The following is a 24,790-nucleotide window of genomic DNA, read 5'->3' as shown; positions in this document are numbered from 1 at the left end:
GGGTGTTCTCCTCGTGGGAGCGCGGGTAGTGTCGGGCGTGGACCACCGTGGCGTGCGAGGGGGGCGCGGCGACAGAGCAGAGGGGCGCCTACTCGCGTCACGCCGTCGGCACAACCGCGTGGGAGGTGCGGGGCGAGCCCTGTGCGGGGTCCAGGGCAGGGCTCTGGTGCCGGACTTTGTGCGGGGCGGGCTTTTTGGCGTTGCGGAACTTTGTCCGGTGCCGGACCTTGTCCTGTGTCGGGGGGGGGGGCGGGACGGTCAGGGCCTTCCCTGACGACCCACCAGAGGGCTTCCGCCCTCTGGAAACCCAGGACCCTGTTGCCACGCGGTCGGGAACGGCTCTAACGCCATCGGCATGAGCGAGACACGCGAGTCGGACGGGGCGGGCGATGCGGCGGAGACGGGGCTCGGCCGGCTCCTGCGCCTGATGGCGGCGTTGCGCGATCCCGTCCGCGGTTGTGCCTGGGACGTGGCGCAGACCCCCGCCACCATCGTGCCCTACACGATCGAGGAGGCCTACGAGGTCGCCGATGCCGTGGCCCGGGGCGATCGCGACGATCTGCGCGACGAACTCGGCGACCTGCTCCTGCAGGTGGTGTTCCACGCCCGCATGGCCGAGGAGCAGGGCGCCTTCGCGTTCGACGACGTGGCCCACGCCATCGGCGACAAGCTGGTCCGCCGCCACCCGCACGTCTTCGCGCCGGACGGAACGCTCCTGCCGGAGGGGTCCGCCCTGCGCGACCCGGCGCAGGTCGAGGCGCAATGGGCCGCGATCAAGGCGCAGGAACGGGCGGATCAGCGGGCTGCGCGCGGCAGCGCGGAATCCGCGCCGGATCCGCTCGGCGGTGTCGCCCGTGCGCTGCCGGCGCTGGCCCGGGCGGAGAAAATCTCCCGGCGGGCGGCCGGCTACGGCTTCGACTGGGGCAACGCCGTTCAGGTGGTCGACAAGGTCCGCGAGGAGACCGACGAGGTCGCCGAGGCCCTGGCGGCGAGCGATCAGCGCGCGGTTGCGGACGAGATCGGCGACCTGCTGTTCTCGGTGGCCAACCTCGCCCGCCATGCCGGGATCGACCCGGAGGCGGCTTTGCGCGACGGTACCGCCAAGTTCGAGCGCCGCTTCGCCGCGATGGCGGCGCATCTGGCGGCGGCCGGGGGCGAACTCGGCCGCTCGGAGCTGGCCGCCATGGAGGCCGCGTGGCAGGCGGTGAAGCGGGACGAGAAGGAGCGGGCCGGGTAGAGCGCTCTCCGCCGAAGGGGATACCGGTTCGGCGCCCGAGCGCGCCGCTCGGCCGGCGCGACGATCCTGCGCGGGGCGCTGCGCGTCACGGGGGCTCGACAGGCCTCAGCCGGCGGATATGGTGCCGCCCATGCGCTTCGCCCTCCCCACCCTTACCCTGGCCGTTCTGGCCGCCGCCGCCCTGCCCCGGCCCGCCAGCGCCGAGACCATCCTCCAGGGGCGGTTCGGCTGCCACAGCCAGGAGGTCACGGACCGCCTGTTCAAGCTGGTCATGGCCGGCGACGAGAGCGGGTTCGGGCAGCTCCTGCAGGGCAGCCTCGCGAACGGCGAGTGCCGGAACTGGAAGCCCGGTGAGGAGGTCCGGCTCGAATCCCGGACGATGACCTACGGCTGCATCGCGCCGGCGGCCGGGCAGGAGCGCTGCTACTGGACGCCGCTCAGCGCCATCGAGAAGCCGAACTGAGCGCACCCGTCCCGCGCGCCGTCCTCACGCCGCCCGCACGGTGCTGAGAAACCTTTCGACCTCGGCCGCGAGCTGCTCGGACTGGCGTGACAGGTCGGTCGCCGCCGTGAGCACGCGGTCGGCCGCCCGGCCGGTCTGCTCCGAGGCCTGGGCCACGCCGGCGATGTTCTCGGTGACCTGCTGGGTTCCGGCCGTCGCCTGCCCGACATTCCGCACGATCTCCTGGGTGGCCGCCCCCTGCTGCTCCACCGCCGCCGCGATCGTCGCCGCGACGGCGTTGATCTCGCGGATGCGCCCGGTGATGGTCCCGATGGCCCCCACCGTCTCGCCCGTCGCGCCCTGGATCCGGGCCATCTGGCCGGCAATCTCCCCGGTGGCCTTGGCGGTCTGGCCGGCCAGCGCCTTCACCTCGGCCGCCACCACGGCGAAGCCGCGTCCGGCTTCGCCGGCCCGGGCCGCCTCGATCGTCGCGTTGAGCGCCAGCAGGTTGGTCTGGGCCGCGATGGTCGAGATCAGCTGCACCACGTCGCCGACCCGGCTCGCCGCGTCGTTCAGGGCGGACACCTGGACGGCGGTCTGATCGGCCTCGCCGACGGCCCGCCGGGCGAGGTCGGTCGAGCCTGATACCTGGCGGCTGATCTCCTGGATGGAGCTGCCGAGTTCCTCGGTGGCCGCCGCCACGGTGTTGACGTTGGCGGCGGCCTGCTCCGCGGCGGCCGCCACGGTGGTGGACTGGCTGGCGGCCTCCTGGGCGCTGGCCGACATCCGGCCGGCGGTGGCCTGCAACTCGGCGGCCGCGTTCGAGACCATCCCGACGATGCCGGCCACCGCCCGCTCGAAGGTGTCGGCGAGGGCCATCATGGCGCGCTTGCGCGCGGCTGCGGCTGCGGCCGCCTCCGCGTGCCGGCGTTCCGCCTCCTCGGCCGCGTTGCGGGCCACCATGGTCTTGATGGCCTCGACGGCGCGGCCGACCGCGCCGATCTCGTCGCGGCGGCCCGCCGCCTCGAGGGTGACGTCGCTCGCCCCGCCGGCCATACGCTGCAGGGCGACGACCAGCCTGTCGAGGGGGCGCGTGATCCCGAGCACCGCGATCCCGCCGGCCACGGCCAGGGCGACGAGCAGCCCCGCCACGGTCGTGACGATCAGGATGCGGGTCGCGTGCGCGACCTCGTCCCGCGTCGCGTGCTTGCCGTCCTCGATCTGCCGTTGCAGCTCCGCGATGTGGGCCTGCATCGCCGCGTGGAACGCCTTGCGCCCCGCGAGCGCCTCCTGGAGGGAGATCCGGAGCGCCCCGTCCCGGTCGCCCGCCAGGGCCGCCGCGTTGCTGCGGGCCACGGTGTCGAACAGCGGCGCGGTGATCCCGCGGATCGCCTCGACCTTTGCCCGGTCGGCTTCGGAGCGCGACGCGGCGATGAGCCGGTCGAGGGTGGCGAGGGTGGTCTGGACGGCCGCGTCGTAGCGGGTCCTGTACGCGGTGAGGTCGGCCTTCGGCTCGCCGACGAGGATGTTGCGGTTCATGAGGGCGGCGTCGCCGAGATGGATCTTGACGTCCTGCAGGCCCATCAGCCGGACCATCAGGTAATCCGCGACGAAGCTGCTGCGCTCTTGGATCGAATCCAGGGTGCTGATCGCGGATCGCGCGGTGACGGCGCTGACCAGCGCCACGATCACGAGCGGCGCGATGATTTTCGTCAATATCTTGATGCGAGATAAGATCTTCATCTGCAGTACCGCCCGCGATGTGCATCAAATGATGCGGCGTCAGGACGAAAAATTATGTTTTTGTCGACCTGATGTTGATCGTCGGTGCGTATCACATCATCATTCAGTGTTCAATGTCTTGATCTGTTCATAATATTGGAGACCAGCACGGGCGTAAATTTTAAGATCAATTATTTCAAGTATCAAGATTGGCATACGCCGGCACGTTATTGAGGCGCGTGCCGGCCTGTAGAAGTCGAGCCAGATACCCGTCTTCGCGCATGGGTGAGGGACGTCGCGAACGCGACCGGAGGGCCCGGCGCCGCCGTGACGGCGCCGGGTCCGCACGCTCAGGCGGCCTTCTTGGCCTTGCCCTTCGACGGCTCGGCATCCTCGGGGGTGCCGGCGGTGTTGATCGATTCGGCGATCTTGGAGAGGAGGGCGTCGGTCTTCTTCTCCTCCTGCAGGGTCTCGTCGAGGAGCGTGGCGGCCTCCGCGTAGCCGAGCTGGCTCGCCCAGGTCTTCAGGGTGCCGTAGCGGGCGATCTCGTAATGCTCCACCGCCTGGGCGCAGGCGGCCAGCACCGCGTCGGCGGCCGGGCTGTCCTCGAAATCCTCCAGATCCTCCTCCATCTCGGAGACGATGCCCTGCATCGCCTCGCAGGTCTTGGCCCGGGCGGGCTTGCCGATGATCTCGAACACCTGGGTCAGGCGCTCGACCTGCTGGGCGCTCTCCTCGGCATGGGTCTCGAAGGCCTGGCGCAGTTCGTCGTGCTCGGCCGCCTTGGCGGACTTCTTGAGCGCTTTCACGGATTGCTTCTCGGCGTAGTAGACGTCCTTCAGGGTCTCGTAGAAGGCGTCGTGCAGCGTCTTCTGCTTGGCCATGGCGGTCAGTCTCCGTTCAGGGGCCGCTGCCGGGTGCGCGGCTTCCGGACGGGGAACGCCGATGGCGCCGGCCGTATCCGCCCGATTTTTTCCCGATTGCGCGGCCCTGTGGAGGAACTTTTTGCGCTGCGGCGTGCTCTGGCGGCGTCCTGTGATCCCGTGATCCAGGAGCCGCGTGATCCAAGGCCCGCATGATCCAGGGAGGCCGTGATCCCTGGATCACGGGATCCCGTCAGGGCGCGGCGGGCGGGGTCCCGGCCGATCCCCCGGGACGGCGGAACGGCCAGTCGATCAGCCCGCCGGCCCAGAGCGCCGCCCAGACGAAGACCGGCTGAAAGGCGAGCCGCGGCCCGTGATACCACCAGGAATCCGGGATGCCGTCGACGTGGATGTGTTCGAAGGCGTGCTTGAGGTTCGCCGGGTAGACGCAGACCGCATAGAGCGCGAGGCCGATCGCGGCGGCCCGGCGGAACCGGTCCGTCAGGAGGCCGATCGCGCCGGCGAGCTCGCACAGGCCGGTGGCCTGGATGACGAGGCGGGGCTCGGGCACCCAGTCGGGCATGAGCGGCAGCATCGCGTCGGTCGCCACGAGATGGACCACGCCGATGAACAGGTAGATCGCCGCGAGCGCGTAGCGCAGCCTCCGCCGCCCGGTCTCGATTCCCTGATCGGTCACGCGACCACCTCCTCGGCCACGCCGCAGGATCGGGCCACGTGAGCCCGCAGAGCCGCCATCAGGCTGGCCACCGCCGCGTGGCCGGCGCCCGGGAAGGTGGTGTCGCCGATGGCCGTCACGGGGGCCAGGAGCCGCAGGGAATTGGTCAGGAACACGGCGTCCGCGCCCAGGAACTCGGACAGGCTCAGCGACCGCTCCTTGGCCCGCAGACCGCATCCGGCGGCAAGCTCAAAAAGAATCTCGGCCCGCACGATCCCGGCGAGCACACCGTCCGCCAGCGGCGGCGTGACCAGAGTCGTGCCGAACAGGGCGAAGAGATTGCCGGTGCCCGCGCAGGCGACGCGCGCCCGCGTGTTGCAGAACAGCGCCTCGTCGAAGCCGGCGGACGCGGCCTCCCGGGCGGCCAGAACCGCATCGCCATAGCCCAGCGTCTTCAGGCGGCTGATGGGGGAGGTGTCGTTGCGGGCGATGGCGGTCGGCCACAGGCGCAGGGGTGCGAAGGCCGACCCCTTCGCACTCGGCGCCGCGGTGGCGAACAGCGTGGGGTGCGGATCCTCCGGCGGCTTCAGGCCCCGCGGGCCGGAGCCGCGCGTGAGCGTGGTGCGGATCGCGAGCCGATCCCCCTGCCCTGCGAGGCTCCGCATGGCGGCGCGGATCCGCTCCGGCTCGGCCGGGATCCCGAGGGTCGCCGCGGAGGCGACGAGCCGGGCGATATGGGCCTCCTCGAAGGCCACGCGGCCGGAGAGCGCCAGCGCCGTATCGAACAGGCCGTCGCCGAGGGTCAGGCCGCGGTCGGTATGGTCGAGGGGGGCCGTGGTTCCGGGCGCGAGGGCCCCGTCACGCCACAGCATCGCGGCGTCCCTCCGGCCTCTCCCGCCACGCGCGGGCCAGCCCCAGAAAATTCGCGAACAGGGCGTGGCCCCCCTCGGTCAGGACCGATTCCGGGTGGAACTGGATGCCGTAGGTCGGGTGGGTCCGGTGCGACAGCGCCATCACCTCGCCCTCCTGCGAGACGGCGTCGACCGAGAGGTGCTGCTCCATGTCGGGGCCGGGATTCACCACCAGCGAGTGGTAGCGCCCCACCGGCATCGGCGCCGGCAGCCCGGAAAACAGGCGCTCCCCGGTATGGGCGATCGGCGTCATCTGCCCGTGGAGGGGGCGCTGCGCCCGCGCGACCGTGCCGCCGAAGGCCGCGCCGATCGCCTGATGGCCGAGGCAGACGCCGAGGATCGGCACCGTGCCGGACAGATCCCGGATTGCCGGGAGCGAGATCCCGGCCTCCGCGGGGGTGCAGGGGCCGGGCGAGACCACCAGGGCCTCCGGTTCGAGTGCCCGGATGCCGGGCACGTCGAGCGCGTCGTTGCGCACGACCCGGACGTCCTCGCCCAGCTCCTCCAGGTAGCGGACCACGTTGAAGACGAAGGAATCGTAGTTGTCGAGGACGAGGATCATGCGAAGGCCTCGAACACCCGGGCGGCCTTGGCCAGGGTCTCGTCGTATTCCGGGCCCGGCTCCGACAGCAGGGTCACCCCGCCCCCGGCCTGCAGGACCGCCTGCCGGTCGTCCATGAACACGGTGCGGATCGCGATCGAGGTGTCCATCGCCCCGTCGAAGCCGATCCGGCCGATGGCGCCGCAATAGAGTTCCCGCGCGTCCCCCTCGATCTCCGTGATGATGTCCATGGCGCGGATCTTCGGGGCGCCCGTGATCGAGCCGCCCGGAAAGGTCCCTTCCAGGAGGTCGAGGGCGTCGAGCCCGTCGCGGAGTTGTCCGGTCACCACCGACACCAGATGGTGGACGTTGGCGTAGGTCTCCAGCCCGCACAGCGTCGGCACGGCGACGCTGCCGGGCTTGCACACCCGCGACAGGTCGTTGCGCAGCAGGTCGACGATCATGACGTTCTCGGCCCGCTCCTTGACGTTGGCCTGGAGCGCTGCGGCGACCCGTCGGTCGGCCTCCGGATCGTCGAGGCGGCGGGCGGTGCCCTTGATCGGCCGTGTCTCCACGTGACGGCCGTCGAGGCGGATGAAGCGCTCGGGCGAGGAGGAGGCGACGCTCAGCCCCTCCCACTCCAGATAGGCCCCGAAGGTCGCCGGGTTGGTGGCGCGCAGGCGCCGGTAGAGGGCGAACGGGTCGAAACCGGCGGGCAGGTCGGCGCTGAAGCGCTGGGCGATATTGGCTTGGTAGATGTCGCCGGCGCGGATATAGGCGCGGACCCTTTCGACAGCAGCCTCATAGCTTTGCCGATCGAAGTTCGAGCGCCACGTGAGCTTGTTTTCAGGTTGGCCCGGGGGCTCGGCCGGTTCGGTGCCGAGGCGGTCGGCGAAGGCGGCCAGCCGCGCCTCCGCGCGGGCCTGCCGGGCGGCGGGCTCGCGCTCGGGGAAGCCGGTGGCGACGAGCCGGGCGGTGCCGTCGGCCTGATCGATCACCAGGGCCGTGTCGTAGAGGTTCAGGGCGATGTCGTCGGTCAGCCCCGCCCGCCGGGCCGGCGCCGCGATCCGCTCCAAAGCCGCGCCGAGATCGTAGGCGAGGTAGCCGATCGCCCCGCCCGGGAAGGGGTTTTCGGGGTCGGGCGCGATCCGGTAGGGGGCGAGGCAGGCGCGCAGGGCCGCGAAGGGACCGCCCGGCACCGGAGCGCCGTTCAGGGTCGCGATGCCGTCGCGGAAGCGGAAGCGCGCGAACGGGTCGGCGGCGATGATCGAGTGCCGCCCGAGCGGGTCGTGCCGCATGGCGCTGTCGAGGAAGGCGAGCCCCGGCAGGGACCGCAGCCGGGCGGCGGCCGCGACGGGATCGATGAAGGGAATCTCTCGGGTCCACATGACCGGGTCCGGGGCCGCTATCCTCTGGCTGTGCGTCATCTGCTGCCGTCGCACAGGCGATGCCGCGGGGGAAGCGGCAGTTCCACGCAGGAACCACCGCTGGGTGCGGACGGGCCGTGTCCGACGCGCAGGGCGACTGCCTCGCTGCCTCATGCATGGCCTGAGGATCCGCCGGCAAGTCTCTACAACCACAGCCAAGTTTTCGCCTCATGGGAAGCCTCGCGCCTGAGGCCGGCCACCCCTGCGGCGGGCGGTCTCGCGCCGGCGGGCCGGAACCGCTATAGGAGCGCGATCCCGAATTCTCGTCCCCCCGCGCCCCGTGTGACTGTCCCGACCAGCCGCACGCGCGGGCGACGTCCGACCCGTCGAATGCGCCCATGACCGCCACGCCCGCCCCCACGCCCGCCCCCAAGGCTTCAGACCTCAAGGCGGCCGCCCCAAAAATCTCGTTCGTCTCGCTCGGCTGCCCGAAGGCGCTGGTTGATTCCGAGCGGATCCTCACGCACCTGCGCGCGGAGGGCTACGAGCTGGCCCGCCGGCACGACGGTGCCGACGTGGTGATCGTCAACACCTGCGGCTTCCTCGACTCGGCCAAGGCGGAGTCGCTCTCGGCGATCGGCGAGGCCATGGCGGAGAACGGCCGGGTGATCGTCACCGGCTGCATGGGTGCGCAGCCGGAGGAGATCCGCGCAAAGTATCCCGACCTCCTCGCGGTGACCGGGCCGCAAGCCTACGAGTCGGTGGTGGCGGCCGTCCACGAGGCGGTGCCGCCGGCCCACGACCCGTTCCTCGACCTCGTGCCGCCGCAGGGGATCAAGCTCACCCCGCGCCACTACGCCTATCTGAAGATCTCGGAAGGCTGCAGCAACCGCTGCAGCTTCTGCATCATCCCGTCGTTGCGCGGGAACCTCGTCAGCCGCCCCGCCGCCGACGTGCTGCGCGAGGCGGAGAAGCTGGTGAAGGCCGGCGTGAAGGAGCTGCTGGTCGTCAGCCAGGACACCAGCGCCTACGGCGTCGATATCCGCTATGCCGAGAGCCCCTGGCAGGACCGCCAGGTCCGGGCGAAGTTCTATGACCTCACCAAGGAGCTCGGCGCGCTCGGGGCCTGGGTGCGGCTGCACTACGTCTACCCCTACCCGCACGTGGACGAGGTCATCCCGCTGATGGCCGAGGGCAAGGTGCTCCCCTATCTCGACATGCCGCTCCAGCACGCGAGCCCGTCGGTGCTCAAGCGCATGCGCCGCCCCGGCAACCAGGAGCGGCAGCTCGACCGGATCCGGAGCTGGCGGCAGATCTGCCCGGACCTCGCGATCCGCTCGACCTTCATCGTCGGCTTCCCCGGTGAGACCGAGGCCGAGTTCGAGGAACTGCTGGCGTGGCTGCAGGAGGCCAAGCTCGATCGGGTCGGCTGCTTCGAGTACGAGCCGGTGGCGGGCGCCACCGCCAACGCGCTGGGCGACCTCGTGCCGCCCGCGGTGAAGGCCGAGCGCAAGCGCCGGTTCATGGAGACCCAGAACGGCATCGCGCTCCGGCTGCAGCGGGCCAAGGTCGGCAAGCGGCTGCCCATCATCGTCGATGCCGTCGAGGGCGGGGTGGCCCGGGGCCGGTCCAAGGCCGACGCGCCGGAGATCGACGGCACCGTCCACGCCGCCTTCCGGCGCCCGGTGCGGGTCGGCGACATCGTCACCGTGAAGGTCGACCGGGCCGAGGCCTACGACCTCTACGGCAGCGTCGCCTGAGGTCACGGTAGGTCATCGCGCGCGGCACGCGCCTGAGGCTGCGGGGGATCGACGCGCGACCGACCCATGGCCGCCGGGCGCGCCCATCGCTCAGCGCCGGGACCACCTTCGCGGACGAGCAGCAGCGCGGGCCGGTGCTCTGATCCGTGTCAGGCTGCGTCCGTTGAACACCTCGTGGCCTACCGGATCTTGAACTGCCAAACCGGGTTCGGACTGTACTTCAGCACCGCTTGTGCGCTGTCGCACGCAGTCTTGGCCGTCTAAAACCCAGATCGCGGCGATCCGGCTGACGCCCTCGCGTGCGTCGGCCCTGAACCGCAGGAGCCCGCTTGTGTCGAAATTCACGTCCCTGGCCATCGCCGCCGCGCTGATGCTGCCCGTCCCGGCCGGCACGGCCCTGGCGAACGACGCCTCCGGTTTCAGCGCCGCCAACGCGGCCATGCTGCGGGGTTACACGGCGAGCCCGGGCCAGATCTTCATCCGGACGGCACCGCACGGGGATCCGGCCACCACCGGACCGGCCGCGCCGCCGCGCCGCCCGGCGCCGGTCCGCGCCCGCTGAGAATCCTGCGGCCCCGGACCGGTCGGGCGGTCCGGGGCCGTGCCGACGCTGCGGCGTTCCCGGCTCAGGCGTTCTTGCGCGGACGGTGATCCGGGTCGATGCCGCCGTCGAGCTTCGTCTCGTTGTCGACGTCGCCCTCGAAGGTCGAATCGGCCTGCAGATCCGCCGGATCGGCGCCGCTCATGCCCTTCGAGGTGCCGATGCCGGGATTGCCCTTGAGGTCGGCATCCGTGGGCGTCTCGGTCTTCAGATGCTTGTTCGACATGCTGGCTCCTGTCGGATGCTGGAGCCGGGCCAACGCGTCGGGGCCGGGACAGTCTCCCGCTGGCCGTGCGGCGGTTCGCCTCCCGGGTGCTCAGCCGATCTCCGCCGTCGCGATCCGCTGCACCCCCTCCGCCGCCATGCGCGCCCAGGCGGCTGCGAGCGATCCGTCCACGTCGATCCCACGCACTGCATCCGCCGCCACGCAGACGTCGAAACCCGCCGCGCGGGCGTCGAGCGCGCTCCAGGCGACGCAGAAATCCGTGGCGAGGCCGCACAGGACGAGGCGGGTGATGCCGCGCTCCCGCAGAGCGCCGGCGAGCCCGGTGCGGGTGGTCCGGTCGGCCTCCAGGAAGGCCGAGTAGCTGTCGATCCGGGAATCCAGCCCCTTGCGGATCACGAGGCTCGCCCGGTCGGTGGCGAGCCCCGGCGCGAAACCCGCGCCGGCACTGCCCTGGACGCAGTGCCGGGGCCACAGCACCTGATCGCCATAGGGGAGCGCGACCGTCTCGAACGGCGCCCGCCCGACATGGTTGTCCGCGAAGGAGACGTGGTCGGCCGGGTGCCAGTCCTGGGTCAGGGCCACATGCCGGAACCGGCCCTGCAGGGCGTTGATCGGCCCGACCACGGCGTCCCCCCCCGGGACGGGCAGCATCCCGCCCGGCAGGAAGTCGGCCTGCACGTCGATGACGAGGAGCAGGTCGGCGCTGCCGGGCGTCATGGCGAAAGCCTTACGGCACCATCACGGTCGAGCCGGTGGTCTCGCGGCCGGCGAGGTCGCGGTGGACCTGCTGCGCCTCGGCCAGCGGGTAAGTGGCGTTGACCGCGATCTTCACCGCGCCCTCGCGCACCACCTTGAACAGGCGGGCGGCCGCCTCCTCCAGGGTGGCGCGGTTCGACGAGAAGGTCGCGAGCGTCGGGCGGGTCACGTAGAGCGATCCGCGCGGGGCCAGCAGGCCGAGGTCGAGCCCGGTGATCGCCCCGGAGGCCGAGCCGAAGCTCGCCAGCAGCCCCATCGGCGCGAGGCTGTCGAGCGAGCCCATCAGGGTCGCCTGCCCGACGCCGTCATAGACCACCGGCACGCCCTTGCCGCCGGTGATCTCGCGCACGCGCTTGGCGACATCCTCCTCCCGGTAGAGGATGACGTGGTCGCAGCCGTTCTGCTTGGCGAGCTCCGCCTTCTCGGGGCTGCCGGCTGTGCCGATCACCGTGGCGCCGAGGTGCTTGGCCCATTGGCACGCGATCAGGCCGACGCCGCCGGCGGCCGCCTGCCACAGGATCGTGTCGCCGGGCTTCACCGCGTAGGTCCGGTGCAGCAGGTACTCGACGGTGAGGCCCTTGAGCATCATGGCGGCGGCGGTCTTCTCGTCGACCCCCTCGGGGATCGGCACGGCCGCGGAGGCCGGGATCACCGGCTCCTCGGCGTAGCAGCCATCCGCCACCGAGCCGTAGGCGACCCGGTCGCCGGGCTTGAACTGGGTGACGCCCTCGCCCACCGCCGTGACGGTGCCGGCGCCCTCCTTGCCGGGGGTGTAGGGCAGGTGCGGGGACTTGTAGGCGCCGGTGCGGAAGTAGATGTCGATGAAGTTGACGCCGATGGCGGCCTGCTTGACGCGGATCTGCCCGGGGCCGGGCTCGGCCAGGGGCACGTCCTCGAAGCGCATCACCTCGGGGCCGCCGTACTCGTAGACCCGGATTGCCTTCGGCATCGTCCTACTCCCGCTCGCCGCCCTGTCCGAGGGCGTTGGCATTCGAAATAACGAAGCCGCGGCGGGAGGCAATTTCTTTTTCTTTTTGACCTTCGCGCTTCCCTGGCCTCCGGGACCGGATCCTGGATCCCGGGCAGCCGACCGCCTATCTTGGCGTCGAGACCCGCCCGATCCTCCGACCGGAAGTTCCAAAAATGTCCGGCACCACCCGTACGAGCGCCGATCTTGATCCGCGCCGCCGCCGCCTCCTGTACCGCGCCTGGCACCGGGGCATCCGCGAGATGGACCTGATCATGGGCCGATTCGCCGATGCCGAGATCGGCGATCTGTCGGAGGCGGAGCTCGACCAGTTCGAGGCGCTGATCGAGGTGCCGGACCGCGACCTGTTCAAGTGGCTCACCGGCGAGGTCGAGACGCCGTCGAACTACGACACGACGGTCTGGCAGCGCGTGCGCGCGTTCCACCGGCACGACGCGCCGATCCATTCCTGAGAGCGAACATCCCCAATGGACGAACCGAAGCCCACCTACGACCACCCGGCCCGGTCGATCGCCACCGAACTCGTGGTGCGCCTCCTGCTGGAGATGATGGAGCGCTCGGATCCGGCGCTCCGCGCCGAGATCCTGCGACAGGCCACCGCCCGGGCCGCGACGATGACCGAAGGCATGCCCAACGCGGATTTCTTCCGCGGCCGGGTCGAGGCGGCGCTGGCGGAGATCGTCGGTCCGGACGCGTGACAGGCGTGGACCGGCGCCGCTGGCCGGCCTACTCCGCGGCCAGCACCGGATCGGGCGCCCCGCCCCCGAACTGGGCGGCGTGCAGGCGGCCATAGGCGCCCCCCGCGTCCAGCAGAGCCGCGTGGCGGCCCTGTTCGACCACGCCGCCCGCCCCCAGCACCACGATCCGGTCGGCATCGCGGATGGTGGCGAGCCGGTGGGCGATCACCAGGGTCGTGCGTCCGCGGGCGAGGTCGGCCAGCGCCCGCTGGATCTCCCGCTCGGTCTCGGTGTCCAGCGCCGAGGTCGCCTCGTCGAGGATCAGGATCGGCGGGTTCTTGAGGAAGACCCGCGCGATGGCGATGCGCTGCTTCTGCCCACCCGACAGGCGCACCCCGCGCTCGCCCACCACCGTGGCGAGGCCCTCGGGCAGGCTGTCGATCAGCTCGCCGAGGCGGGCGCGCCGGGCCGCCGCGTCGATCTCGGCCTCCGTGGCGTCGAGGCGGCCATAGGCGATGTTCTCGCGGATCGTCCCGGCGAACAGGAACACGTCCTGCTGCACGATGCCGATCTGGCGGCGCAGGGAGGCCAGCGTGATGGCGCGGATGTCGATCCCGTCGACGGTGATCCGCCCCGCCGCCACCTCGTAGAAGCGCGGCAGCAGGGCGCAGAGCGTGGTCTTGCCGACCCCCGAGGGGCCGACGAAGGCCACCGTCTCGCCCGCCGCCACCGCGAGGTCGAGGCCGGAAAAGACCGGGCGGCCCGGCCCGTAGCCGAAGCCCACGCCCTCGAACCGGATGTCGCCCCGCAGGGATTCCACCGCGCGGGCGTCCGGCCGGTCGGTGATGTCGGGTTCGGTGGCGAGCAATTCCTGGTAGCGACGGAAGCCCGCGACCCCCTTCGGGTAGGTCTCGACGACGGCGCCGATCTTTTCCAGAGGCCGGTAGAACACGCCGACCAGCAGCAGGAAGCCGACGAAGCCCCCGGGCGTCAGGTCGCCCCGGACCACGTAGGCGGCGCCGCCGAGCAGCACCGCGATCTGGACGAGGCGCAGGCCGAGATAGTTGATCGACAGGCCCGCCGCCATCAGCCGGTAGGCTTCGAGCTTGGTGTCCCGGTAGCGGGCATTGTCGCGGGCGAACAGGGCGCGCTCGTGCGGCTCGTTGGCGAACGCCTGGACGACCCGCATGCCGCCGACATTCTCCTCGATCCGGGCGTTGAAGGCGCCGACCCGTCCGTACTGGGCCTGCCAGTTGCGGGTCATGCGGCCGCCGTAGCGGATCGACACGAAGGCGATCACCGGCAGGATCGCCCCGGTGATGACGGCCAGCGGCGCGTGGACCATGAGCATCAGCGCGAAGGCGCCGAAGAGCGTCATGATGGCGATGAACAGATCCTCGGGCCCGTGATGGGCGACCTCGCCGATCTCCTCCAGGTCCTTGGTCACCCGGGCGACGAGGTGGCCGGTCTTCTGGCCGTCGTAGAAGCGGAAGGACAGCTTCTGCAGGTGGTCGAAGGCCCGTTCCCGCATCGTGGTCTCGATGTTGATGCCGAGCACGTGGCCCCAATAGGTCACCACCACCATGAGGCCGGCATTGGCGACGTAGACCAGCGCGAGTGCCGCCGCGGCGAGCAGGATCAGGCCCCAATCCTGCCGGGGCAGCAGGGAATCGATGAAGCCCTTCACGGCCACCGGAAAACCGAGCTCCAAGAGGCCCGACAGGACCGCGCAGCCGAAATCGACCAGGAACAGGGTCCGGTACGGCCGGTAATAGGCGAGGAAGGCCTTCAGCATCGCGGCTCGAAATCAAGTCTGGGCGGCGCATGCGGAGGGGCAGAGCGCGCCGCAGGACGGCACCCCCGGCAGGCGGTGCCGCAGGCAGCAGACCCGCCGCCGCCGGCAGCCCGACGCCCCCGGGCAGAGCGCCTGCGAGAGGGGGCTCGTAGCGCAGGCCGGGCCGGCGCGCCATCCGAGGCAGGACGCGACGTCGTCACAGACCGCCCCTTCCCCGTCCCCACGTGCGCCTTCAAGCTCCCGCGCGACGTAGTCGAGGATCACCGCGGCGTTGCCCCAGAGGATGCGCGGGGCGATGCCGCAGCGTTCGTGGCACAGGGCCACGAAGGGCTGCAGATGCGCCTCCACCAGCCCGGCGAGGCCGGGGGCCGGGCAGGATCCGCAATCCGACTCCGCCGCGGGCAGGCGGAAGCGGCAGGGCCGGCCGGCCCCGTCGCGTTCGAGGCTCATCGTATCGAAGGCGAGGGGCAGCGGGCGGCCGAGGCGCACCAGGGCGGTGAGCGCCGGCGTCGCCAGGGCGGCGAGGTAGAACTGGCTCCAGTACGAGACCAGGACGCGCCGGTCGCAAGGGGCGCCGCCCGCCTCCGGGCCGAGCCCCATCGCGGGGCTAAGCCCCGCCGCGGGGCTTAGCCCCGCCGCGAAGGCTGCCAGGGTCGCGTCGAACACGCGCGGGTCGCGCAGCGCCCGGAGCGGCACGGAAGCCGGCCCGCCGGGTCCGGCCGCGACGCCGTCCCGGTAGGCCGCGAGCGAATCCGGGACCTGGGCGGCGACCTCGGCGATCATCGGACGTCCATCCGGTCGGCGCGCAGCGTCCGGTCCATCGCGACGGCGAGCCACGCCACCGCGGCGGCGTAGGGCGGCAGGGTGGCGGCGAAGTAGCCCGGCCAGCCGATCCAGCCGGCGAGCGCCGGGGCGGCGACCCGCAGGGGCATCGCGGCGAAGAAGGCCGCCCCGAACAGCAGGGCGTAGTCGGTGGCGGGGCTCGGCCCCTGTGCCCAGCGGTAGATCATGTTGAACACCGGCACCCCGAGGAACCCGCCCGCGACGAAGCTCAGCACCGTGGCGGCGATGGCGAGATCGGCCATCCGGCCCGCGCAGGCGCCGGCCATCAGGGCCCCGGAGGCGAGGATTCCGACGGCGCCGAACCCGATCAGCCGGACCGTGCCGAACCGGGCGGCGAGCCCGCCCGCCGCCAGCGCCATGACGAGGTTGACCCCCGGCAGGACCGTGCCGGTCAGGAACCCGACCTGCCCCAGCGGCACGCCGAGATCGAGCAGCGCCAGGGTGTTGGGCCCGCCGAGCAGGTAGGCGGCGGCGAAATAGGCCCCGAGCGCCAGCACCCGCCCGCCCAGCACCCGCAGGCGCGCGACGGAGCCCGACCATCGCTCCGGCCGGCCCCCGGCCCCGCGGCGCTGGGCTTCCGGATAGAACAGGATCGGCAGCAGGCACAGGGCGTCCAGAGCCGCGCAGGTCAGGACCGCCCCATGCCAGCCGAACCGGTCGTAGGAGCCGACCAGCACGCCGACACCCAGGATCCCGCCGAGCGAGGCCCCGCACAGCTTGGCCGAGGCCACGAAGGCGCGCCGCTCCGCCGGCACGGTCTCGACCACCAGGGCTTCGAGGGCGATGTCCATGGTGGCCACGCAGGCGCAGGCCGCCACCGCCAGGGCGAGGAGCGCCGCGAGCGGCCAGTGCGCGCCGAGGCTGAGCACGGCGAGGAGGAGCACCGTCGCGCCCTGCGCGGCCGCGATCCAGCCGATGCGGTGGGTCAGCACCGGCAGGTGGAGGCGGTCGAGGAGGGGCGCCCACAGGAAGGTCAGCCCGACCGGCAGGTTGATGAGCTGCAGCAGCCCGACCTCGGCGAGTTCCACCCCCCGCGCCCGCAGGATCAGCGGCGCCCCGCCCGACAGGAAGCCGAGCGTCGCCCCGAAGGTCACGTACAGGCAGAAGAACGGCGCCAGCGGGCGCAGGGCCGCCAGGGTATCGGTGACCCGGATGCCGATGGCCTGTCCTGCCGCCATGGGCTAGGCCCGGGATCCGGCAGCGGAACAGCAGGCCATTCGACGGCTGTAGTTTATAATCACACTAATCTATTGATGAACCTCAGTTTTTGCTGACTATAGGGGTTGATGCCGGGGATCAAGCCGGGGGCTATGGTGCCGCCGCGCGGCGCTTCCTGTGCTGGTCGGACAAGAGCTCAGCGCACCCTGAAGGCGGCGACCGTCTTGGCGGGCGCAGCGAAGCAATCCAGTCCGCGCCACGTCCACCGAAGTCGCGCTGCCCTGGGCCGCTTCGCTGCGCCCGCGACGACGGAGAGCGCTGACGGCCGAGGCGCGTCAATCACCGCGGGACGCACCCGTCTTATGCGATCCGATCGTCCTGCGACGAACGGTGCAGACCCGGGCGTTAATGCTTCATCAACCATAATCCGGGCAGATTTTCCCATCGCGAGCCGAGCTTGGAGGGACTATCCGTGACGCGACGCCGGGACTTCGATGCGCTGAGCGAGGCGCAGATCGCCGCGGGCCGCACGCAGAAGCGCTGGGTCGCGCCGAAGGCCGATTTCCGGCCCGCCGGGCCGCTCGCGGTGGCCGACCTGCTCGATACGATCCAGCACGTCGCCGAGGCGGCCACGGGCGAGCGCAGCTTCCTGCACCTCAGCCCCAAAGCCACCGGCACGGGGGGGCGCTGAGAACCGGCGTCAGCCTCCAGTCCCGGCCACCTCCCGGATGGTCCGCTTCGCCTGACGCCATGTCCGCCAGGGTTCGAGATTCGAGAGCGCCATCCGGCGCGCCCCGAGCCAGCCGAGCCAGAGCGCCATGATCAGGAAGGGCGCGGCGACGATCAGCGCCGCCGGCGCCTCGGAGCCCAGCGGCAGCGCCAGCAGCTTCACCACCCCGTCGAGGCCGAGGAAGAAGGTCACGATCAGGAGGATCGGGATCGTCCCGACGATGGCCACCAGCGAGACGATCGCCCGGAGGTTGCCGTCGATCTCGGTCCGCGCCAGCGTGAGCAGCGCCTCGACATGGGCGGTGCCCGCGCGCAGGGCCGCGATCAGCAGGGCCAAGGTTCCGTCAGGGGTGTTTCCGTCAGGGGTGTTTCCGTCGGGGGGTTGGCGCATGGTGCCGGATCTTCCGTGAACAGCCCCCGGCCAACGGTGCCGCCGGCCGATGCGTTCCGCGTCCGCTCAGAGGAGCAGCAGCACGGCGCCGAGCACGAGCAGCGTCGCGAGGCCTGCCAGGATGATGGCCCGGTTGACCCCTGCCCCGTCGTCCGGATCCCCCTGCGGCGGCGCCGGCCGTGATCCGGCGTCTGTCGGGGTGGCTGCGGCATCCGCGCCCTCCCCTGCCCGGACCGCCGGAATGGAGCCGGGATCCCGTGCCGGGAGGGTCACGGCGGTCGTGAGCGGCTTGTCGGCGGGCGGCCCGAAGGCTTCGGGCTCGACGCTGATCCCGGCGGCCTCCAGTTCCAGCATCACCAGGACGAGATCGTCGACATCCAGGCGCTCCACCGGCAGCGCGGCCCGCAGATCCTCCGCCGAGAGTTCTCCGCGCTCCCGCCCGAGGGCGATGAGCCGGTCGAGGGTCCCGCGATCGATGGTCTGGGACATGTCCGGCCCCCCTTTCGGCCCCCTGCCCTGCTGGTCCGGCGCCAACGCGCGAGGGCGGGGGCGGTTACCGGATCTCAGCGGCCGAGGGCGGCCAGTGCGTCACCCGACCCCAGGCCGGCCGAGCCCTGCGGGCGCCGGAGCATCGGCCGCTCGACGCAGTACCAGCTCAGGATCCCGAGGGGCAGCGCGGCCGCCAGCGTCAGGGCGGCCCCCGTCCAGGGGGAGAGCCCCGGCACCCGGGCGATCAGCAGGTTCTGGATCGGCCACGCGTAGAGATAGAGTCCGTAGGAGGGATCGACCTGCGCGGTGGCGCGGCTGAGCGCGAGGGGCCGGACCGCGAAGGCGAACCAGAAGATCAGGTAGCCGCCGAGCAGCGCGAAGGCCGGCTCGGCGAGCGGCGGGCTGAACAGCAGCGGCAGGAGCAGCCCGGCGGCCAAAGCCGCGCCCCGGCCGGTATAGGCGATCCGGTCGGCGAAGAGCTGGAAGGCGCCGCCGCAGGCGAACACGAAGCTGAGCCGGATCATCTCCGACAGGGAGCCGAGTCCGTCCCCCGGATGCCCGATCGGCAGGTACAGCCAACGCAGGACGAGCAGGCCGCTCAAGCCCGCCAGCATCGCGAGGTAGCGGCCCCGCCGCCGGAGTGCCCGGGCGGTGCCGACGAGGCCCAGCAGCAAGTAGCAGCCGAACTCGCAGGGGATCGTCCACATCGATCCGTCGAGCATCGGATAGGGCAGCTCCGCGAAGGCGCCCGGGACCACCGGCATGAGCAGCAGGGCCAGCCGGGCCAGGGTCTCCGGGAGCGAGAGGGCCGCGAGGTCGCCCCCGGCCAGGGGCGCCACGACCGCGACGCACAGGAGTGAGGCCACCACGAAGCCCGGATAGATCCGCCGCACCCGCCGCATCAGGTAGTCGGCGAAGGAGCGTTTGGCCCGGTAGCTCGCGGTGATCAGGTAGCCGCTCACGAGGAAGAAACCGTCGACCGCCACCTCGCCGAACGACAGGGTGCCGAACACCCGCGTCAGCAATTCGCGCGACCGGTCCCCGTCCACCAGCTCGGGGGCGTGGGCGAGGATCACCAGGGCCGCGAACAGCAGGCGCAGCGTCCCGAAATTGTTCGCCCGGCCGGCCCCCGCCTTCGCCACCCCTGCCCGCTCCGCGCTGCCTTCGACCCGCCCAGGGGCCGGGAAACCCGGTGACCCTACAAGGGCGAAGCGGCAACACCGGGGCGGGATCTGCGGCCACGCTTCCGGCGGCCAGGGATCAGGGCTCCGCCCCGATACCCCGCCAAAGGGCACGGCCCTTTGGAAACCCCATCGCCTGCGCGCTCGGCCGCTCAGGCCGATTCCGCCGAGCGCTTGGCCTGCCGGACGACCGCCTCGGGCGTCGGCGGGTTGGCCGGATGGTAGGACAGGCAGAGCGGCGTGCGCAGCTTGGCCGGGCGCCCCGAGCCCTCGGTGGCGAAGTAGAACTCCCCGGCCCCGAGCTTGCCGATATCGGCGGCGCTGCCCCCGCTCGCCGCCATGATCTCCTGGGCGGCCGCGATGGTGGCGGGGGCGCTCTGGCGGCCGAAGAACTGCGTGGTGCAGTTCGAGACCACCTGATTGTGGATGCCCCGCGGCACCTGCGTCGCCACGATCATGCCGAGCCCGTATTTCCGGCCCTGCGCCACCAGCTTGATGCCGCTGCCGAGGCTCGGCGAGGCCCCTTGCGCCGGCAGGAAGGTCTGCGCCTCGTCGACCACGTAGAGCAGGCCGCGGGGCTGCGGGTTCTTCTTGATCCAGCCGAACAGCGCCATCTGGAGCCGGTTCACGAAATCGAGCCGGGCCGCCTCCGAGACGAGGCCCGACAGGTTGATCACCGAGATGCGGGTGCGCCCCGGGTCGCGCCCGAAGAACAGGTGGCGCGGATCGAGCACCGTGCCCTCGACCTTGAGCAGCGGGTTCGTGGCGATCGCCGCGTGGAGCTGGTCGGCCATGTTGGCCGCGTGCTTGGCGGCGTTGCCGATCGCGCTGGTCCCGTCCGGCAGGTCGGCCAGCAGGGCGATGAAGTCGCCGAGCTTGCCGCCGCCACGGTCCGAAAAGTGCTGGAGCGCCCCCGCGAGCACGCCGCGCAGCAGATTGGTCCTGGCGCCGGCCAGCGGCCCGAGGGTCTCGGCCGCCATCTCGATCGCCTGCTGGCGCTCGTCCCGATCCGCGCCCAGCTCGGCGAAGTCGGGCAGGACCGAGAGGAACAGCGGGTTGCCGGCATGCACCCCCGGCGTCCAGACCACGACCTCGACCCGCTCGGCATAGAGCGCCGCCTTGCGGGCATCCTCCGGGGAAAAGGCCTTCGGCGGCTCCGGCCACGGGTCGCCGAGCCGTGAGAGATCGTTGTTGGGGTCGATCACGATGGCCGGGAGCCCAGCGAGGGCCGCCTCCTCCACGAGACGGCGCAGCAGCACGGTCTTGCCCGATCCCGAACCCGCGATGATCGCAATGTGCCGGGGCAGCAGGCGCAGCGAAAGGCTGACCGCGGGGGCGTCGGGGGTGAGCCGATGGCCGACCGGGATCGCCTCCGGCGCCGGGGCGTGCCCCTCAGGCCGGGGTGCGGGCGGCGGCTCGACCTTCTTCGGGCCGGGCTTCTCTGCAGCGACGGCCCCTCCGGACGCGGGCTTCGGGGCCGCTTTCGGGGCGATGGGACGGTCCGCCGGCTTCTCGACCGCCGCCGGATCCTCGCCGCCGCTCACCGCGTGGGCAAGGCCCGCGGCCTGGAAGAAGGTGGTCTTCGCCAGCGGCTGCTCGGCGCGGATCCAGCGCTCGAACCGGTCGGAGATGCCCTCCTCCTGCGCCCAGGCGCGCAGGTCGCGCAGGCCGGCGAAGACCCGCAGGTCGTCGTCGGACGGGTCGATCGCCCGCCCGCCGGCCGCCGTGAACGCGTCGACGAGCTGTTTCGTCTTGGCCCCGCCCGGCACGGGGCCGCGGCGGACGAGGAGCAGTTCCCGGTCAGGGATGCGCGTCGAGATGCCCGAGGCCGTCAGCGCCGCCCGCAGGCGCGCCTGGAACGCGATGGCGTTCTGGTGCTGGAGCGCCCGGTAGCAGACGTGCCGCTCGCGGTCGTTCTGGTCGTGGTGGATGAAGATCAGACGGCCGTGGAGCGGCGGAATTCTTTGGTCCGGCTCGCCCTTGCTGACGACGCCGAGCGAATCGTCGGGGTCGTCCTCCAGGGCGTAGAGGTCAAAGACGTCGCGCAGGAGCTGACCGAGCCAAGCGTCCTCGTCGCTGCGGATGCCGGCGATGTCGGCCTGCGCGCAGAACTTGGCGAGGTCGAACTCGGTGCCGTTCGTCGTGATCGGCGTCGGCAGCGGAGGCGCGCCGAGGTCGTCGCAGGCGTTGACCACGCCCTCCGCGAGGCAGCGGCGGCGGAAGGCGTCGCAGCGCATCAGCAGGGTGCGGGGCATCATGTTGGCCGCTGCGGCGGCCGCGATGGCGCGCTCGCTGAACGGCCAAGTCGGGAACGGGGCTTCGAAGCCGGTCTCCGCGTAGGCCGGGGCCAGCCGCTCGGTCACCAGGGCGGCGGCGGCGGCCCGCTCGTTCATGCCGAGCAGCAGCGTCGGCTCCGCGATGCGGCCGAGCATCGGCGCGAGGCTGCGCGTTGCGAGGCGCTCCCAGGACTCCTGGAGGCAGGTCACCACCGTCATGCTCCGGTCGCAGACGATGTTGACCTCGAGCAGGCCCGCGGCCAGCACCTCGGTCAGCCCGGCCTCCGCGTCGAGCCCGTCCTGGGCGGCGAGCCGGCTGCTCTCGATGATCCCGTCGATCTGGTCGACCGCGACCACCGTCGGCCCGCTGAGCGCCATGATCCAGCCCATGCCGCGCACGAGCTCGACCGGGGCCGGCGGCGGCGTCTTGAAGCCCAGGGCGGCCCGCTCCGTGGGATCCGCGTCGTAGCCCTGCAGCCAGGCATGGGCGAGGCCGACCACGCCGAAATCCTGCGAGCGCAGCAGGCAGAGCGCCCGGAACACGTCGAGGTGCTTGAGCGCGCGGCCGGCATCGACCCGCATCAGCGCCGTCACGAGGACATCGACGATCCGGCGGGCATCGATGTTCGGGGTGTTGAACGCGGCCTCGACCTGCGTCTCGACGCCGAACCGGCGCGCCACACCGGCCAGCACCGCATCCGATTGCCGCCGTCCGTCCGGCATCGTCTGCAGCAGGGCGGTCACGAAGCTCAGGGCGGCGCTGCGCCAGAAATCCGTGAGGCCGAGGACGTCGAGGGGCACGAACCACGCCCCCGTGCGCCACGCCTCCTGCCGGATCTGCCCGACGAGGTGCGTCTTGCCGACGCCGGACGGGCCGATGAAGACGCGGCCGAGGGCGCGGTCGGCGGGCTTGCGGGCCTTGGCGTGGAGGTCGGCGACGAGGTCCGGGACGAGCCGCTCGTTCGGGCTTCCGGTGGGCGGGGTGTCGATCCAGATGCTGTCGAGGGTGCGCACCCAATCGAAATCGACCCGGCGCAGGGCGTCGAGGGCATCGGTCATGATTGGATCCAGAGGACGTGGAAGGGCTCGCCCGCGGGGCTGAACGCCGCGTCGCGCTCGGCACCGTCGAGCGACCGGGGGTCGCTGAACTGGCTCAGCCGCGCGGTCCTGTCGCCGCTGAGGATCGCCGCGAGGCCCGAATCGACCGTCGCGCGGTCGAGGTCGGTGAGCTCGGCGCGCAGCGCGCTCAGGCGCACGGCCTTGGCCCGCTCACCGCCGGTCAGCGCGAGGTAGGCCGCCTCGATCCGGGCGCGGAGCTGCTTGGGGCTGAGGGGTCTTTTGGAGCCCGCCGCCTTTTTGGGACTGGCTGCTGACTTCGCGGTGGCCGTCTTGGCGGCCTTCGACCCCTTCGCCGCCCGGTCGCTCCCGGCTGCCTTCTTACGCGTCTGCGGTGTGTCCGGTGGCGGCTCCTCGATGACGGGACCGACGAATTCGGCAAGGGGCCGGCCGCTCGCCGCGAGATCGGCCCCGATTCGCCCCAGCCAGTCCTGCAGCACCCGGAAGGCCGGCGGCAGGGGGGCGTCCAGATGGGTCCCCGCCCAGTTCCAGCCCTTATCGGTCACCGTCAGCCGCAGCGCGCGCCCCTGCTTCCCGGATTCGAGATAGCCGCCTGCGACCAGGGTCTCGCGATCGGCCGGCTTCACCTTCGGCACGAGCGTGCCCTCCAGGGCGGTTCCGCCCCGGCCGAGGAGGCACCAGAGAATCAGCGCCTGCTGCGGCGTCGGCGAGTCCTGCATCGGCTAACCCCCTCCTGCGCGCCGGAGGCGGATCACGGCGCGGATCTTCTCGATGGCGAGCGGAAGGTCGGTCGCGACCTGATCGTTGGTCAAGCGCAGAACCAGGTAGCCGGCGGTCAGCAGCTCGTAATCCCGGTGGCGATCGGCGCCGAATTTAGGCTCGGCCCGGTGCTCGGGGCCGTCGAGTTCCACGACCACGCGGAGCGTCGGGCAGAGCAGGTCGACCCGCGGCCGTGCCCCCCAGGCACCGACCGGCACCGGGGCGTTGCAGACGAACAGGCCCGCGAGATCCGGATCCTGCCCCAAAGCCGCCGCCATCCGCCGCTCGATATCGCTCGCCGGGAGGCCGCCGGGGGCTGAGATGAAGCGCTCCGCCGCTGGCCGAACCGCTTCGGTGAAGGCATGGGCGCCGTAGAGGATCCGATCGTAGGGGGATGTTGCGGGCGGTTCGGCGGCGAGGGCCACCACCGAAGCGGCCCCGTGCCGGGCGCACCATTCCAGGGCCTCGATCACCGGCCTAGCGCGGGCGGGCGAGGCCGGATCGATCGCCCAGATCAGGACGAGCCCGGCGGGGTCGATCGCCTGCGCGAGGCGCTGCATTTCGAGCGCGCGCGCCATCCGGCGGAAGCGCGGCGTCAGGCCGAGCCGGGCGCGTTTGGCTGCCGCCTTCAGCCAGGGATCGGCGCCGACCGGGGCCTCGGAGGCGTCGCGGCCGTGCCAGTGCGGCCAGCGCGCACGGGCGAGATCCGCCAGATCGTCGAGGAGCCGGTCGATGAGGGCCGTGCCGTACCCATCCGCATCGGCGACCAGCAGGGCGCTGCGCTCCGTGCCCTCCGCCAGGAGGGCGCCGATGGCGGCGCGGGCAACGCCCAGGACGACGAGGCGCTCGCCAGGCGCCAGAACGGCGATGCGCCGGGCCAAGTCGCCTGCCGTGATCTGCGGCCGTGCCGCGATGCCGAGCTGGGGGGACACGCGCAACCCGAGACCGCACTGCCGGCGTGCTGCCGGCGCCTCACGCCTTGCAGCCCGTCGTCCGCCCTATACAGCACAGCTTCGCGCGTCTGGCTACGCCTCGAACATCTTCAGGTTGTCGCATTGTGGGGGCTGCACCACCGTACCGTCCGACGTTTCCGGAGCGTCTGTGGCTGACCGGCCTGGCGGCGGACGCCGTTGCGCTGGCGGCGCGGTTGAGCTAGGACATCGTTACGGCCTGCACCCGTAGCTCAGCTGGATAGAGCGTTGCCCTCCGAAGGCAAAGGTCACACGTTCGAATCGTGTCGGGTGCGCCAATCTTTCTTGGGCGCCACATAAGTTTCGACTGGCGCCATTCAGGTGCAACTACGCGCCAGGAAAGATTCTACAAGT

General features: G+C 71.8%; 25 protein-coding genes and 1 tRNA gene. 8 read left to right on the top strand and 18 right to left on the bottom strand.

What is annotated here, in order from left to right; all coding sequences use genetic code 11:
- Positions 1-355 precede the first annotated feature (355 nt).
- Positions 356-1,237: a nucleoside triphosphate pyrophosphohydrolase gene (mazG, locus tag MKK88_RS09355; protein ID WP_243998980.1), complete on the top strand. Its 882-nt coding sequence runs from the start codon at positions 356-358 to the stop codon at positions 1,235-1,237.
- Between the two features lie 130 nt (positions 1,238-1,367).
- Positions 1,368-1,700: a hypothetical protein gene (locus tag MKK88_RS09350; RefSeq protein WP_243998978.1), complete on the top strand. Its 333-nt coding sequence runs from the start codon at positions 1,368-1,370 to the stop codon at positions 1,698-1,700.
- Between the two features lie 24 nt (positions 1,701-1,724).
- On the opposite strand, the gene MKK88_RS09345 is transcribed toward MKK88_RS09350, so the two are convergent.
- The 6 genes from MKK88_RS09345 to pabB form a co-directional block, all read right to left on the bottom strand.
- A complete protein-coding gene (locus MKK88_RS09345; RefSeq protein WP_243998976.1) occupies positions 1,725-3,422 on the bottom strand; it encodes a methyl-accepting chemotaxis protein in 1,698 nt (565 codons plus the stop codon).
- Between the two features lie 329 nt (positions 3,423-3,751).
- Complete coding sequence (locus MKK88_RS09340; protein WP_243998974.1) at positions 3,752-4,285, bottom strand: ferritin-like domain-containing protein; 534 nt, start codon at positions 4,283-4,285, stop codon at positions 3,752-3,754.
- A 232-nt stretch (positions 4,286-4,517) separates the two neighbouring features.
- Positions 4,518-4,961 (bottom strand): DoxX family protein, encoded by a 444-nt coding sequence (locus MKK88_RS09335; protein WP_243998972.1) that lies wholly within the window; start codon positions 4,959-4,961, stop codon positions 4,518-4,520.
- A complete protein-coding gene (locus MKK88_RS09330) occupies positions 4,958-5,812 on the bottom strand; it encodes an aminotransferase class IV (protein ID WP_243998970.1) in 855 nt (284 codons plus the stop codon). Before MKK88_RS09330 ends, MKK88_RS09335 begins: the two co-directional genes overlap by 4 nt.
- Entirely contained in the window at positions 5,799-6,413 is a 615-nt protein-coding gene (locus MKK88_RS09325) for an anthranilate synthase component II (protein ID WP_243998968.1), read from the bottom strand. Before MKK88_RS09325 ends, MKK88_RS09330 begins: the two co-directional genes overlap by 14 nt.
- Positions 6,410-7,780 carry an aminodeoxychorismate synthase component I gene (gene pabB, locus MKK88_RS09320; RefSeq protein WP_243998966.1) on the bottom strand — a complete coding sequence of 457 codons (1,371 nt, stop codon included), beginning with the start codon at positions 7,778-7,780 and terminating at the stop codon, positions 6,410-6,412. Before pabB ends, MKK88_RS09325 begins: the two co-directional genes overlap by 4 nt.
- A 377-nt stretch (positions 7,781-8,157) precedes the next feature.
- Between pabB and rimO the strand changes: the two genes are divergently transcribed.
- Positions 8,158-9,519: a 30S ribosomal protein S12 methylthiotransferase RimO gene (gene rimO, locus MKK88_RS09315; protein ID WP_243998964.1), complete on the top strand. Its 1,362-nt coding sequence runs from the start codon at positions 8,158-8,160 to the stop codon at positions 9,517-9,519.
- Between the two features lie 331 nt (positions 9,520-9,850).
- On the top strand, positions 9,851-10,081 hold the full coding sequence (locus MKK88_RS09310; protein WP_243998962.1) for a hypothetical protein: 231 nt from the start codon (positions 9,851-9,853) through the stop codon (positions 10,079-10,081).
- A gap of 64 nt (positions 10,082-10,145) precedes the next feature.
- Here MKK88_RS09310 and MKK88_RS09305 read toward each other — a convergent pair whose 3' ends face one another.
- The 3 genes from MKK88_RS09305 to MKK88_RS09295 all read right to left on the bottom strand — a co-directional run bounded on the left by MKK88_RS09305 (position 10,146) and on the right by MKK88_RS09295 (position 12,051).
- Positions 10,146-10,346 (bottom strand): hypothetical protein, encoded by a 201-nt coding sequence (locus MKK88_RS09305; protein WP_160536317.1) that lies wholly within the window; start codon positions 10,344-10,346, stop codon positions 10,146-10,148.
- Positions 10,347-10,436: 90 nt separating this feature from the next.
- Positions 10,437-11,063 (bottom strand): nicotinamidase, encoded by a 627-nt coding sequence (locus tag MKK88_RS09300; RefSeq protein WP_243998960.1) that lies wholly within the window; start codon positions 11,061-11,063, stop codon positions 10,437-10,439.
- A gap of 10 nt (positions 11,064-11,073) precedes the next feature.
- Positions 11,074-12,051 carry a quinone oxidoreductase family protein gene (locus tag MKK88_RS09295; protein ID WP_243998958.1) on the bottom strand — a complete coding sequence of 326 codons (978 nt, stop codon included), beginning with the start codon at positions 12,049-12,051 and terminating at the stop codon, positions 11,074-11,076.
- A 194-nt stretch (positions 12,052-12,245) separates the two neighbouring features.
- Between MKK88_RS09295 and MKK88_RS09290 the strand changes: the two genes are divergently transcribed.
- Both MKK88_RS09290 and MKK88_RS09285 read left to right on the top strand, forming a co-directional pair.
- Positions 12,246-12,542, top strand: coding sequence for a succinate dehydrogenase assembly factor 2 (locus MKK88_RS09290; RefSeq protein ID WP_243998956.1), 297 nt, complete (start codon positions 12,246-12,248; stop codon positions 12,540-12,542).
- Positions 12,543-12,557: 15 nt separating this feature from the next.
- On the top strand, positions 12,558-12,788 hold the full coding sequence (locus MKK88_RS09285) for a hypothetical protein (RefSeq protein ID WP_243998954.1): 231 nt from the start codon (positions 12,558-12,560) through the stop codon (positions 12,786-12,788).
- 28 nt (positions 12,789-12,816) lie between these two features.
- Here the strand turns inward: MKK88_RS09285 and MKK88_RS09280 are convergent, their stop codons facing one another.
- The 3 genes from MKK88_RS09280 to MKK88_RS09270 are packed head-to-tail and all read right to left on the bottom strand — an operon-like array spanning position 12,817 to position 16,583.
- The gene (locus MKK88_RS09280) at positions 12,817-14,562 is read right to left on the bottom strand and encodes an ABC transporter ATP-binding protein (protein WP_243998952.1); all 1,746 of its coding nucleotides are present in this window, start codon (positions 14,560-14,562) and stop codon (positions 12,817-12,819) included.
- Positions 14,563-14,574: 12 nt separating this feature from the next.
- On the bottom strand, positions 14,575-15,345 hold the full coding sequence (fhuF, locus tag MKK88_RS09275; protein ID WP_243998950.1) for a siderophore-iron reductase FhuF: 771 nt from the start codon (positions 15,343-15,345) through the stop codon (positions 14,575-14,577).
- Positions 15,342-16,583, bottom strand: coding sequence for an MFS transporter (locus MKK88_RS09270; RefSeq protein WP_243998948.1), 1,242 nt, complete (start codon positions 16,581-16,583; stop codon positions 15,342-15,344). Before MKK88_RS09270 ends, fhuF begins: the two co-directional genes overlap by 4 nt.
- A 452-nt stretch (positions 16,584-17,035) precedes the next feature.
- Between MKK88_RS09270 and MKK88_RS09265 the strand changes: the two genes are divergently transcribed.
- On the top strand, positions 17,036-17,254 hold the full coding sequence (locus tag MKK88_RS09265; protein ID WP_243998946.1) for a hypothetical protein: 219 nt from the start codon (positions 17,036-17,038) through the stop codon (positions 17,252-17,254).
- 9 nt (positions 17,255-17,263) lie between these two features.
- Here the strand turns inward: MKK88_RS09265 and MKK88_RS09260 are convergent, their stop codons facing one another.
- The 6 genes from MKK88_RS09260 to MKK88_RS09235 form a co-directional block, all read right to left on the bottom strand.
- Positions 17,264-17,683 carry a phage holin family protein gene (locus MKK88_RS09260; protein WP_243998944.1) on the bottom strand — a complete coding sequence of 140 codons (420 nt, stop codon included), beginning with the start codon at positions 17,681-17,683 and terminating at the stop codon, positions 17,264-17,266.
- Between the two features lie 66 nt (positions 17,684-17,749).
- Positions 17,750-18,172: an RNA polymerase sigma factor region1.1 domain-containing protein gene (locus MKK88_RS09255; protein WP_243998942.1), complete on the bottom strand. Its 423-nt coding sequence runs from the start codon at positions 18,170-18,172 to the stop codon at positions 17,750-17,752.
- 74 nt (positions 18,173-18,246) lie between these two features.
- Entirely contained in the window at positions 18,247-19,314 is a 1,068-nt protein-coding gene (locus MKK88_RS09250) for an acyltransferase family protein (RefSeq protein ID WP_243998940.1), read from the bottom strand.
- A gap of 191 nt (positions 19,315-19,505) precedes the next feature.
- Entirely contained in the window at positions 19,506-22,688 is a 3,183-nt protein-coding gene (locus tag MKK88_RS09245; RefSeq protein WP_243998938.1) for an ATP-binding protein, read from the bottom strand.
- Complete coding sequence (locus MKK88_RS09240) at positions 22,685-23,425, bottom strand: hypothetical protein (protein ID WP_243998936.1); 741 nt, start codon at positions 23,423-23,425, stop codon at positions 22,685-22,687. Before MKK88_RS09240 ends, MKK88_RS09245 begins: the two co-directional genes overlap by 4 nt.
- Positions 23,426-23,428: 3 nt before the next feature.
- A complete protein-coding gene (locus MKK88_RS09235) occupies positions 23,429-24,397 on the bottom strand; it encodes an endonuclease domain-containing protein (protein ID WP_243998934.1) in 969 nt (322 codons plus the stop codon).
- Between the two features lie 240 nt (positions 24,398-24,637).
- Between MKK88_RS09235 and MKK88_RS09230 the strand changes: the two genes are divergently transcribed.
- Positions 24,638-24,714: transfer RNA gene (locus tag MKK88_RS09230), tRNA-Arg, on the top strand.
- The last annotated feature ends 76 nt before the right edge of the window (positions 24,715-24,790 follow it).

Origin of the sequence: Methylobacterium sp. E-005, assembly GCF_022829725.1 — a bacterium.
Taxonomy (GTDB): Bacteria; Pseudomonadota; Alphaproteobacteria; order Rhizobiales; family Beijerinckiaceae; genus Methylobacterium.
This window is presented reverse-complemented; position numbering and strand designations above follow the sequence as displayed.